Annotated in this window: 13 protein-coding genes; 2 read left to right on the top strand and 11 right to left on the bottom strand. The window is 43.8% G+C overall.

Annotation, left to right across the window (positions count from 1 at the left end):
• Positions 1 to 70: 70 nt before the first annotated feature.
• Positions 71 to 493: a hypothetical protein gene (locus tag J2Z65_RS34635; RefSeq protein ID WP_209856375.1), complete on the bottom strand. Its 423-nt coding sequence runs from the start codon at positions 491 to 493 to the stop codon at positions 71 to 73.
• A 102-nt stretch (positions 494 to 595) separates the two neighbouring features.
• On the bottom strand, positions 596 to 892 hold the full coding sequence (locus tag J2Z65_RS34630) for an immunity 53 family protein (protein WP_167063062.1): 297 nt from the start codon (positions 890 to 892) through the stop codon (positions 596 to 598).
• Between the two features lie 571 nt (positions 893 to 1,463).
• Here J2Z65_RS34630 and J2Z65_RS34625 point away from each other — a divergent pair.
• Positions 1,464 to 3,341: an LTA synthase family protein gene (locus J2Z65_RS34625; protein WP_167063064.1), complete on the top strand. Its 1,878-nt coding sequence runs from the start codon at positions 1,464 to 1,466 to the stop codon at positions 3,339 to 3,341.
• A 136-nt stretch (positions 3,342 to 3,477) separates the two neighbouring features.
• Here the strand turns inward: J2Z65_RS34625 and J2Z65_RS36295 are convergent, their stop codons facing one another.
• From J2Z65_RS36295 to ltrA, 3 genes are all read right to left on the bottom strand, one after another.
• A complete protein-coding gene (locus J2Z65_RS36295; RefSeq protein WP_167063067.1) occupies positions 3,478 to 3,621 on the bottom strand; it encodes a transposase in 144 nt (47 codons plus the stop codon).
• A 527-nt stretch (positions 3,622 to 4,148) separates the two neighbouring features.
• Entirely contained in the window at positions 4,149 to 4,580 is a 432-nt protein-coding gene (locus J2Z65_RS34615; RefSeq protein ID WP_209856373.1) for a hypothetical protein, read from the bottom strand.
• Between the two features lie 297 nt (positions 4,581 to 4,877).
• Positions 4,878 to 6,257 carry a group II intron reverse transcriptase/maturase gene (gene ltrA, locus J2Z65_RS34610; protein ID WP_167063070.1) on the bottom strand — a complete coding sequence of 460 codons (1,380 nt, stop codon included), beginning with the start codon at positions 6,255 to 6,257 and terminating at the stop codon, positions 4,878 to 4,880.
• A 1,286-nt stretch (positions 6,258 to 7,543) separates the two neighbouring features.
• On the opposite strand from ltrA, the gene J2Z65_RS34600 reads away from it, so the two are divergent.
• Complete coding sequence (locus J2Z65_RS34600) at positions 7,544 to 7,915, top strand: YmaF family protein (RefSeq protein WP_209856370.1); 372 nt, start codon at positions 7,544 to 7,546, stop codon at positions 7,913 to 7,915.
• Positions 7,916 to 8,234: 319 nt separating this feature from the next.
• On the opposite strand, the gene tnpA is transcribed toward J2Z65_RS34600, so the two are convergent.
• From tnpA to J2Z65_RS34585, 6 genes are all read right to left on the bottom strand, one after another.
• Complete coding sequence (gene tnpA / locus J2Z65_RS36290) at positions 8,235 to 8,396, bottom strand: IS66 family insertion sequence element accessory protein TnpA (RefSeq protein WP_420850852.1); 162 nt, start codon at positions 8,394 to 8,396, stop codon at positions 8,235 to 8,237.
• 294 nt (positions 8,397 to 8,690) lie between these two features.
• Entirely contained in the window at positions 8,691 to 8,837 is a 147-nt protein-coding gene (locus J2Z65_RS36285) for an immunity protein Imm33 domain-containing protein (protein ID WP_420850853.1), read from the bottom strand.
• A 1-nt stretch (position 8,838) separates the two neighbouring features.
• Positions 8,839 to 9,024, bottom strand: coding sequence for an immunity protein Imm33 domain-containing protein (locus tag J2Z65_RS36280; RefSeq protein ID WP_420850855.1), 186 nt, complete (start codon positions 9,022 to 9,024; stop codon positions 8,839 to 8,841).
• 54 nt (positions 9,025 to 9,078) lie between these two features.
• On the bottom strand, positions 9,079 to 9,909 hold the full coding sequence (locus tag J2Z65_RS34595) for a sugar phosphate isomerase/epimerase family protein (protein WP_167063075.1): 831 nt from the start codon (positions 9,907 to 9,909) through the stop codon (positions 9,079 to 9,081).
• A gap of 45 nt (positions 9,910 to 9,954) precedes the next feature.
• A complete protein-coding gene (locus J2Z65_RS34590) occupies positions 9,955 to 10,932 on the bottom strand; it encodes a Gfo/Idh/MocA family protein (protein WP_167063078.1) in 978 nt (325 codons plus the stop codon).
• A gap of 102 nt (positions 10,933 to 11,034) precedes the next feature.
• Positions 11,035 to 11,862 (bottom strand): helix-turn-helix domain-containing protein, encoded by an 828-nt coding sequence (locus J2Z65_RS34585; protein WP_167063081.1) that lies wholly within the window; start codon positions 11,860 to 11,862, stop codon positions 11,035 to 11,037.
• Positions 11,863 to 12,432: the final 570 nt, after the last annotated feature.

The raw sequence follows: 12,432 nt of genomic DNA, 5'->3' as shown, positions 1-12,432 counted from the left end.
GCTATCTTTCATTCATCATCGAAATCTAAAGGTTTGAAATCCTGCGAATAGACGAGCTTGCGTGAGATAATCAAATCATACAGAGGGAGTTCAATACACTCTTCCTCGTGGGACGCTTTCTTGTTCTTGTGATCATTGCCAATAATAGCAGTAAAATAATTATTAAAAAGGAGTTGATACCATAATATAAGTAAGTTAATTTCATTCTCTTAAGCCATTCACTCACCAAATAACCAGACATGGCAATTTTTTCTACATGAGACTCTAGTTGTGGGTATGAATTAATCTCCGAGTTCGATAACAACGGAAACTCCATTGCTGATCCACTTGCAAGAGGTGCGTAAAATTCAACCCAAACTTTATTGGTCCAACGATCTGTTTTGTATCTGATGTCACCTTCAAAATTGTTATAATTCCATCGAAAACTTTCTAGCACATTTAGCAAAACAATAATAATAGTAAGCGCAAACAACATTACCTTTCTTTTGTCCAATATTCTCCTCCTACCTCGTCCAGGTCAGCCTTCCTGGTATTCAACTCGTTCTCCGTTAGCTTAATCACTACGCTTGTTAGGTGTAAGTATGTGAAAAGAAAATCACTTCACTGAAACTGCCCAATTTTTAAAAATATCAATTATTTCATTTAGATTGAACACTCCTCTACTTCCCATAAAAGTGTGGTCTTCAACTCTACATATTAACCAGTCAGTTTCTGTACGTTCTATTCGTATGCGATTAGAAATTTCGTTTTCGAGACTCGTCTCAAGTAAATCAATTCTAATGGTCCAACCAGGATTATCCAGTGTACTAATTTTTATTTGCTGCATATGCTCCCAGTCACCATCACATTGATCAAAGAACCACTGCTGTAACCAAAGTAAATTATTTGTCATTTTATCTCTCCCTTACTATTGCTAATGTGGAACCATAGAGCATTCGTCACAGCGGATCTGCTGCTTTATAGAACTAACGTCCCCATTAATTGAGTGAAGTTACGCTTGTTAGGGGAAAAGACTGCAGAACTAAAATAGAATTTCCAATTGCTTATATTCTTTCAAAGGCATCTTCTCAACTAATACCTCTTTATTATTACAATTTGAATTATAAACGTTCAATATATTTAACTGGTAGATCCATTCCCCTGTATCATGGTCTACCAATCTCCCATTTCTACTTTCCTTTGTATTTCAGTACACCCTATCTTCCAATCACATAAGTTCGAATCAACATATTCAAACTTGTTATTTTTGATCATAATACCTTGGTCATTTTGTATTAAATCAATTTTTTGAAACGGTACCTACAGCAGGGACCCGAAAGTCCGACACTCCATTAGACTGAACGTTACCCCTTTTTTCATATTCGCAAATAAGTTCGGCAGGTATACGGTTGGAATGTTTAGATTCGGTCTTTTTGGTTAAAAAATGCAATAAGACATATTTGAAACACAATGAAGGAGGTACCATGTCGCAGTCCGGGATCAGGGCAGGGGGATATTTATTTTTTGTATTTACCTTTATTTTGTGGGTGAAGTTCGCATTACTGCGTTACTTTCTTTTTGAGAAAGTCGATTTGAAGTGGTGGCTTCTGGATTTGGCAAGTCTCCTTGTATTTACCGGAATCATAGAGATTTGCTTCTCGCATCGCGCCAAGCGGTATGCGTATTGGGTTTTCAATGCCACTTTGTCACTAATCAGTTTTGCGGCTACCCTTTATTTTGAGCATTTCGGGTCGGTTGTTACCTATACCTCCATCCTTGAAATCAAACAGCTTATGCAAATTTCGTCGAGTATTAAAGCGACGATTCATCCGTTGGATTACTTATTTTCCGCGGATCTTGTACTTGGCCTCGTGATTTGGCTTGCGGCGAGGAAGCGCGGCCCGATCCTGAGCAACGACCGGCCTGTGCGGCGATCGTCTTTCATGAGTGTAACCCTGGTCTGTTTGGGGATCTGCGCCTGGTTCGTTAAAATGGACAAAGGCATCACAAATGAGCTGGTACGGGCCGAGCAGCTTGGTCTTATGAATTACGAGGTAACCGTGGCCGTCAACGGGATAACCGAAAAAAGCAAAATGACATTCTCAAATTTGACGCAAGCACGAACAGTGATCAATCAGGTGGAAGCCGGTTATGGATATAATCCAACGGCAAGCCCTGATCAAAAGCCGAATTATTTCGCAGCCCAGCAGGGAATGAACGTCATAATCGTTCAGATGGAGGCTTTTCAAAACTTTTTGATTAACCTCTCATACCAGGGTAAGGAGCTGACGCCTGTGATTAATAAGCTGGCTCAGGAAAGCTTCTATTTCCCTCATGTTTTCCAGCAGATTGGCCAAGGCAATACATCCGACGCTGAATTCATGTCCAATACATCCATTTATCCTACGGGGACGATTCCCATGTCAACAGGTTACGGCGATCGGCAGCTCCCCAGTCTTCCAAGGCTTCTTGAGAGTAAAGGATACGAAGCGGATACGTTTCATGTCAACGATATTCATTTTTGGGATCGGATTAAGTTGTATCCTGCGATCGGGTTTACGCATTATTTTGACAAGCCGTATTATACGAACGACAATTTCAACTCTTTCGGGGCTTCCGACGAAGAATTGTTCCGCGTAGGCTTCGAGAAGCTTACCGAACTGCACAATCAAAAAAAGCCCTTCTACGCGCAGTTTATAACAGTATCGAGCCACTTCCCATTCATAGTTCCGGTTACATTCGAGAAAATGTCAATACCGGCTGCCTTACAGGGACAGGAGATCGGTAACTATCTGGAAGCTGCCAATTACGCCGATTATGCGCTTGGGACGTTTATTGATAAGCTGAAGAGCACCGGCCTGTGGGATCAAACCCTTTTCATCGCTTACGGCGACCATTTCGGGCTGCAGCCGGAGGACATTAAGCCCGATGTACTTAGCAGCGAGCTGGGGATCACTTATCATGAAAGGATCACCCGCTTTAACATTCCGCTGTTTATCCATATGCCGGGCCAAGCCAAAGGTCAAGTGATGAATCAAGTTGGGGGACAGCTCGATATTATGCCGACGATTGCCAACCTGCTTGGTATTTCTTTGAAGGAGGAGGGCTTTGTCCACTTTGGTCAGGATCTGTTAAATATCCGGAAAAATGCCTTCGGCATGAGATATTATTTGCCTACCGGCTCCTTTTTCAATGATCATATTCTGTTTATCCCTGGAAAAGGATTCGATGACGGAACGGCTGTGTCCTTGCAGACTCTTAAGCCTGTAGCTGATTTCCAGACCTACAAGAACGATTATGACTACGTCATGACCTTGATGAAATTGTCGGATCAATATGTGAATTTGTTGCCGAAGCGATAATTAATACCATAATTGGATGCAATCGCGATCTATATAGGTTGAACCAAAGACATTTACATCCTGATGCATAAACGATCAATGATCTTTAGAAGTTCTTTCATGATTCTGTCCATGATGCCTCCACGTTTTTTTGATCTCAGCTGTGATAAAAGATGTTATAGATTACGTCGGCTTTCAAACATTTCCAAAGACATTCCACAAGGTTGAGTTCAGGACTGTAAGGCGGGAGAAGAACCAGTTCAAGGCGTTCCTTTTGTTCGTTCAGAAAATCTTCGAGCAATTTGGCATGATGGATACGAGCATTGCAGCGAACGCTTTTTCGTATTCGTTTTGTGGCGTGGATATAAACGCAAGAACGGACACTTTGACCTCACCTTTAAAGACAGCCGATCGTGTAAGCCGGCTGCCTTCATGTCCTGATTGAACTATCCTTCTTCGTTAGCTCAATGCCGTGGCACATAAATACGGTCAGGATCGGTATCAATTACAACATCTGGCCTAACACACATCCCGTGTGACGAAGGCAGACGTTCAAATTGAAACATCCTACAAAAGATCTCTGTGAATTCATTTATGTTAGTACAACGAGTTTTGGCTGTTTCATATTTTTTTCTTAATTCAGAAATAGAACATGACTTACCGATAAGAAGTGCATTTTCGAAATAACCATCAAATTCGACTATCAAATTCATCACCGCCGGTTGCTAACCAGCCATTAAGCTCAAAGGTAATGAAACATAAGAATGTAACGACAGCTCTTTGTTTAACTAAAGTTCCCGGTTAGTTAAGTCAGACTGAGCGGCGAACTTAACTTACCACCAGATTGAACCACTTACAGTATTTCAAAAATAACATTTCTTTTTGATCATCATCGACCATACAGAGTACCTTTTCAAACGAATTCTTAAAAAACTCCAACAAATCCGTCTCGATAGCTTCTAGTTTATTAATTAAGTCATTTCGGTTGTATTCTATATAATACATTTTCAGTAATTCTTGCTGCGATAAATCTTTTCTCATCGTGCCAGAATAATCGTCAGACCAAACTCTTACCGAATCATTTATGTATTCCAAAGTCGGGAATGGATCATGACCAAGCCATACATCCTTTTTACTTAAGACCGCTTCAAGTACTTCTCTCCAATTCTCGAGCCCACAGCAACAACTCGGAAGAATCGCTTTTTCTTCATCCTCAAAGGCTATGCCACAACTTATTGCTACTTCATCAATGGCTATCAACTCATTTAATACCTCAGTAGGCTCTCTATCCACATCTATGTTGTTATACCCGCACAGCAACGTAAAAAATAGAACGGCATCTTCTGGAGTAGAAGATTTTGAAAGATAATTAGTTTCCCTGTATTCAACATTTGATAACCAAGAGCGCTGCTTAAAATATGAATCTTTTAATACTGCACTAACTTTCCCAATTATATTTACTTCTCATGATTTATTGTCTAAATACACATTACCATTTATTGGTTGATTCCACTACACTAAGTAGAGTAAAGGACTGGATTTCCCAGCCCCTCCTCATCAAACCGTACGTGCGGTTTTCCCGCATACGGCTTTCCGACGTTCTTCATCTAGGGCAGTACGGATTTTCCATGAGCATACTGTTTTCAATCCTGTACGTTGAAGCAGAATCTGCATCTCCGACCAATTCCGCTTGCGCTTCCTGTGTTTGTTATTCCAGAACAGTCTCAGTCTCCTCAGGATGTACCAGTCCACTTTTCCAAGGAAACGGTTTGCCATACTTCGATCTACATCCTGATGAGCATAGTAGTTGCGCCATCCTTGAATCATTGGGTTCAGCAGCTTGACCATCATATTTAACTGACAGTTTAACAGGCCTCTGGATGCCGTTTCTTCCTTCACACGAGTGCGCATCTTCTTCATTGCTTTCTTCGATGGAAAGCTTCGAAGTCGATACTTTGTCCCGGTTCTATGAAGGTAAGGCATCTTCCGATGATGAAAACCAAGGAAATTGAATCCGTCCTGGTTCTTCCATAGACTCACTAGCTTTGATTTAGAAGTGTTCATGGTCAATTCCAGTTTCCCAAAAATCGCTTTAAGAGTTTGAATCGACTCTAGCGCTTGCGGTTTGTATCGACATAGAATAACTAGATCGTCCGCGTACCTTATCAGCTTTCCGAGATGAGAAAACCGTTTTTCCCATATCGTATCAAGGTAATTGAGATAAATATTGGCCAGAAGAGGAGATATTACGCCGCCTTGTGGGCTTCCGATCTCCGTTTTGTGCCATACGCCATCCTTCATTACACCTGCTTCAAGCCACTGTCGAATTAACTTCAGTATACGCCTGTCGCAGATGCGTTCTTCGACCAGTTTCATCAGCTTGCTGTGGGAGATATTATCGAAGTAGCCAGTAATTTCTACGTCGACCACCCAGTTAATGACGCCCCAATTGATGCTTTCCCGGATGCTTTTTATAGCGTGGTGAGCCGACCGTTTGGGGCGAAATCCGTAAGAGCAATCTTTAAAATCTGCTTCGAATATGCCTTCGATTACCAGTTTGGTAGCCATCTGAACAGTCCGGTCACGGACTGTTGGAATACCCAAGGGACGTGTCTTACCGTCCGGCTTCGGAATCTCTTTCCGTTTAACTGGAGACGGTCGGTATTCCCCATTCATTAGCTGTAGCCTGATCTCTTCGATGAAGGATTCTTCGCCAATCTCTAGAACGATGAATTTAATCGTTTGTCCGTCAATACCGGCACTACCACGATTGGTTTTCACTCTTGTCCATGCTTCTTGCAGGATATCTTTTCGGAATACTTTGTCGTACAGTGCATGAAACTTACGCTTTGGGTTCTCCTTAGCCGCAAGATAGAGGGTATTTTGGAGTTGTCGAGCGTTTTCATTGGTGGCGTTAGCCGTGTATTCGGCATTCACTTGCTCTTACCTCCTTAATATCCCGTAAACGAAGTGGGGCATTGCCTTTCGGCGCCCTTCCCTCCCCGGGGTTATGTTGTCCGCCGGATCTTTGGTAATATGGCCCCCTCCGACTCCCTTCCCGCAGCTTGCCATTTTACCTTTGAGGCTTATAAGTTTGCTCGTTACGAAAAAAAAAAACTTCGTGCGGGGGAGGGTCTCCCTAGTTCCAGACACAACTGTCTCTACATGCCGATCCCTTTACACCGGAGGGTTCTTCTACGCTGCATTCCAAGTTCTTCGCGCGTTCCATGGCCTTCACCGGGGCAGACGTGGCTCGGCTCCCTCTTGTCCCTTTCGGGTTCAGTTTCACGATGCGGTAGGATTCATTTTCATTACGGCCTGCAGATTTGCTTTATCGCGCAAAGCGCGACTTTTCACAGGGCTTCAGCCGCCGAATTTCGCCGACGTCTGCCTGCTAGCTACGGGGCGGCTTGGTCCTTACCCCGACTGAACTTGCATCAGTAAGTTGTGCCTAGCTTGGCTAGGCGCGCTCTGCCCGTTACTTGAATGAACTAAAAAAGAGCTGCTTCAATGCAGCTCCTGTGCTATAATCTCCCGTCTGTGAAATCTCCTTTGTATTATCGGTACTGGTTCGGATCATATGGTTTGAAAATCGGTTCCTGATTTTTAAAATACCATTCCACTACTCTATCTGTTAAATCATCATAAATGTTGTCCTCCAAATAGGGATCGCTATATTTCCTAAGCCTCGTTATATTGCTCCTAAACAATTATCCCAATTGCCATTTCCATTCCTCTGGGCTTCATCCCTTAATTTCTCTATAGCTCTTATTATTTCTCCTTGTACCGTTCAAAATCTCTGTTAATAAGAAAAAACTCTTGACTCATTTAATCAACTGAGATTTCCCTGTTAAATTAATGTCTTACAGAACTAATATCACCATATATTGGAACTAATCTGCCCGTTAGCACAACAGGCCACCGAGTTTAACATCGGCAGCCTGTTTGATTTTTGTCGCTCACTTTTCAATACACTATGTTGGGCTCTAACACCATCACGTGTCAATGTAGAGGGCGCTGACCCGATTGTCAGAGATTATCCCTTCTGGCAGCCAAAGAACAGGAGCAAAAACTCCTTCACACCTTCTATGCATGTCGAAAACTATATAACTATAACCGTTTTCTCTAGATTTGGTCTATTAAACTGTTCCAAATGCCTGTGTCAAGTTCTACAATCGCAAAATATGCTACTGTATTACTTTATAGAAGGTGGTTGATAATCATTGAAGTGTAGCAGATTGAAGTGTAGCAGTCCAACTGTCAATCGTGTTCGCCACATTATGTCTGGTGTTACGTCTGCCAATCGGGGACATCAACATCTGTTCCTGAATTCGTCAGACGTCGTCGTGCGAGTTCCCGGTTCGCACTTTCACACGTTTCACGGGGTAACTACAACGCAAGATGGACATCGGCATACGTACTCTGGTCGAACGGGCCTGTCCATCAACGGTGTTGGTCCACATGGTGGCGGTCCGAATCACTTTCACCGCTTCACGATTGTATTTAAAGAAGCAAACGGGCACACTCATACCGTAACAGGTACAACTACCAAAAACAGATTTATCCCGAACAGTTCCCCCAATTCAATCTTGTGAACACGTAACTTAGGAATGCCCGCATCAACAGGTAACCAATTCAGTTCGCTTGGATTAGAGGCCGGCCAGTGGATCCTGGTCGGCCTCTTAAGCTGTGCAGGGCTAAGTTTTCAATCGCCCCTTTGTCCCGTAAAGGGCTGATTTTATGTATGACATACAACAGAGTACCAATCACCGAGATCCAGCCTGGGGTCAAAACCTGAACGAAGCTCGATGATGGCTTTCCCAAACGAACAACAAGGGTAGATGCGGAAACGGTGGATTTAGCTGGATCAGCAACGTTAAACGGCACCCAACGATTAGAAGGAGCTGGTTCCGTTTAAGGAGAAACAGTTTTTGATTTATAAAGCCAATATTTCAATTGATTTATGGTGCATTGATTGGCGGTACACCAGGCAGATAAGGTTAATCCGCTGGATCGATAGCCCGTGATCCGTGCCTCCCATTCGTGATGAAGCTTTTCTCGTTCAGTACTAGTCATTAGGCACCCCCCTTTGATTAAGTTGCCTACATTATCTCATGAAGATTTAGGTTACTAGAAGGTGGAGTAGGTTTGACACTTACTCTATTTCTTTCCCAAAGCGATCACAAAGTTGTTGTATTCCACAAATCCAGTAAGGTATAACCATAAACTACGTATCGTGACGGTAAGTGGTAGGATATTGGATCGGCTATAGCTGCTTGTTGGAAGGAATAGTGAAATGGGTATCGAAATGGGGTATTGACCTAATGCCGAACGTTAGCGTAATTGACCAGCTCTGAGGCACAAAAAGTGTTATTTTATTGCATTTTCATCGAACCAAACATCTTGTTCTGTCCCTGTGATATTACATCTATATCCATAAGGTAAAGCAAAATATTTGATTAGCTCTGGTCTTATAAATGCTACATGGTGATAATGAACCGTCATCAAAGATTCCACATTATCGATACAGGTCAGTTGTAAGCCACCATCCCGACATATGCTCTGGTGAAGGATATCTCACTGCATCGACCGCTAGTCCTTCGTACACACCTCTAGAAATAACTATCATTTGATTAAAAATTGGAAATTTCGGAGTTGCCCCGTATTTCTGAAATTCTTGTTTTTGTTCTTGGACTACTTTAATTGCATAGTCTGCACCTTAAAAAATGGGGAATCTATGATTCTCTGGGCTTCCCCACTATCGCGCAGCTCCACCAAGAATAATATCCAAGTGCCGTGAGGTGTCATACACCGTTTGTAGCGGACTTTCTGCATACAGACCGACCTCAGCAGTTACCGTATCGGTATAACCGATGCCCTCTAACGTCGATCGAACTGCCGTCCAATTGACACCTCCCGAGAGCAGCGGGACAAAACCATGACCTGTGCCTACACCTGGTCGGTAATCCTTCACGTGCACTTTGAATATACGTGAACCAAGAATTTTGATCCACTGCTGCGGATAACCGTTATGCAAAATATTGCCTACATCAAAATAAACCCCAAGATAAGCAGATTGAAGATCATCGACATAAGCACGCATTTCAAGTGGCGATAACAGAAATTTGTTCCACACGTTTTCGATGCCTATGCGAACGCGCCGTTTTTCTGCTTCTTTCACTAGCAAAGCTAGTTCCGCACGGCTGCGATCGTAGCACTCATCGTACGAAGTCTCCTCGTTTACTGCTCCAGGCACGACAAGCACCGTATCGATACCTAATAGCTCCGCTAACTCCAGTTGTTTCTCGACAACATGGCGCCCCTGCTCACGAACAGACACTTCCGCAGAAGAAAGCGGGGTTTGCCACAGCAAGGAGGTAGACAAGCTTCGCAGCTGAATACCGTACTCTTTTGCCATGCGGCCAATCTCCTCTGCCTCCATCGGAGTCGTTTTCATGGTCAAACCAACGCCGCCTAAAGGATTAACATTCAGCTCAACCGCATCATAACCGGCCTCACGGCTAATCTTGAATAACTGCTGAAGCGGCAGCCCTTCAGGAAAACACCATTGATTTATTCCTTTTAACATGCCTTAACCTCCTTCGTGTATGTCAACATGGAATCAATTGAACTTTTATGCCGAAGTGATCGTTATCGGCTGCTTCGCAACCGCCGAATCATTCGCCGCCACCGTAACTTCAAGCGTCGCTGCCGCTTCGCTATAATCACCGTACACTAGCTCCTGCCGTCCTGTTTTCACTGCTGCGACAAACGCCCGATTCTGTTCGAGGTAGAAATCCATCTCCGATGTCAAAGTCACGTCCTGTGTGTCATCCACAATCCGTACCGTCTTACCGCTTATTGACACGTAGAAGTCATGCCCGAAAAACTCCACATCCCCGCGTCCAATTTGACGGGACAAAACCGTATTGCTGATCGTGCCTAACGCCCCGCTCTTGAGGCCGAAAGATACGATACCCACATCATATACTGTTGCTTCTGGATAATTTCGATGGATGTGTCGCTGCTCGTAGTTCGCTTGGACGTAGTCAAACTCACCAGCCAAATAACGAATCAAGTCCACTTGATGTGTCGATTGCTCTACAAGTTGACCGCCCGAACGTTCCATGAGCCTCCACCAACCTACTTCTGGCATGCCGCCAATTCGGTACGCGAGTACCATATCTACTTGCTTATTAGCCAAGTACATCTTTGCCTTCTGCACAGTGTCCAAATAGCGCAAGCAATAGCCTGACGAATGAATGATGCCCGAATCACGAATGATCTGTTCTTTACGACGCACTTCCTCCATATGCAAGCCGGTAGGTTTCTCCGATAACAGATGTATGCCCCGTGCTGCAGCCGCTTCTTCAATCCCTTCCCTAGCAAAAGGTGGCGTGCAAATATAAAGCGCATCGATTACCCCCGCATCCAACATTTCTATCACAGTTTCGTACGTTTTTGCGCCGAAAGTTTCTGCTATCTCCCTCGCACGATCCGCGTTCATGTCGCATACAGCCGTAATCACTGCGTCATCGATCTGCTTCAATGTTTTCATATGGTACTCTGCCATGCCGCCTACACCGATAAATCCAATTCTTACTTTTTCCATCCGTCGTGGCCTCCCTATATGTTTACGTTTACTCCATTAGCATATCGAATCAGAAAGCGCTTGTATTTAGGGAAACCGAACCGCAATTTACGCAAAACGCAACTAGTTCAGCATCGAACCGTGCTGCAACCTTTGACTTTTCCGCCAAACCGTAGGCGGGAGACCTTCTTGCTCCTTAAACCACTGTGAAAAGGAATGCAACCTGAAAAAGCCTACCTGTTCGGCAATTTCACGTATATCCTTATCTGTTGAACTAAGCAGCCATTTTGACTCCTGCAAACGGCACTGCTGTTGATATTGCTTTGGGCTAACACCGTACATTTGTTCAAAGACACGGCGAAAGGCAGGCTCTGTAAACCCGGCCATCTCTGCCAAATCAGAAATGTGAACTGATTCCTGCACATTTTCACGCATGTAGTCAGCCGCTTTCGTTACCGTCATCCCCTGCAAATCCTGCTGCGAGTGTTCGAGCAAAAAAAGCAGCAGCACTTCCATCCATGCCGAATAATTGGCTTTTTTTTCTTTTAAGAACGAAGCTTTCATTCGTAACCATTCCCGGAACAATCGCTCGAATCGCTCTTTGTCCAGTCGGGATAAAGCAAGGAATATAGGTGATCTATCTGCACCTCCGTCGCCAGTTAATCCGCTGCCTCCGAGCTTCGCGACCAGCTCCATCGTACGTGCTGTTACGCCCTGCAACAAAATAACCCCGAACCTCACATTCGTCACGGCTTCAAACCTGTGCGCCAAGTCTGGCGGGATAATTACGATATGGCCTGCTTCCATCCAGCTTTGCTTCGACCACTCGAACAAGCACCGTCCTTCTAGCACGATACTGATTTCAACAGCCGAATGACGGTGAAATCCATCATCATAAAAATCGGCATCATGTGTGCCGATAAAACTACGAATATCCAGCTCATCTTGCATTTGTCTTGCACCACCTCCAAAGCGGCCCGGATTCTCATTACATATTCTTTCTTTTTAATTTCAAGAAAATAAAAGTATTTCCTTTAATTTGACGGCAATTTGTACTAGGCAGGCTCAATAATAAAAACTGTCAGGGAAGATCATCCTGACAGTCCTTTTGCGTGCAAACCCATACTTTTGTGCATGGGGATGGATGGATGTGGGGTTCCAACCACTGTTGAAGTCGTGTTCTACAAAACCGTCACTTACATTGGTAGTGCACCACTTTCATATCGTGGCATCCTCGCATACGAGCAGCTTAAATGTCTGGAGAAATAAAGTACTAGACCGGAGTCGATGATTTAATACGGTTTTTGAGTAGAATAATCGTCAGTTTTTGAGAAATAAGTTTTAGACTGAATCCATTAAAAGAAAGAGCGGAGAACCAAGACTTGAAAAATAAAGTCTTAGACTGCCGCTCTTGTCATTGAACTAACGTTCCTCGTTAGCCATCCATGCCCCTAACGGGGCACCACGGACAAATGAAAATTTGTTGAGTTTGGCTATAATGTTAATACGGCTGGCGAGGAA

Source organism: Paenibacillus aceris (assembly GCF_017874035.1).
Classification (GTDB): domain Bacteria; phylum Bacillota; class Bacilli; order Paenibacillales; family NBRC-103111; genus Paenibacillus_E; species Paenibacillus_E aceris.
Note: the sequence above shows the minus strand (reverse complement) of the source record. Positions and strands in the feature narration are given on the sequence as shown.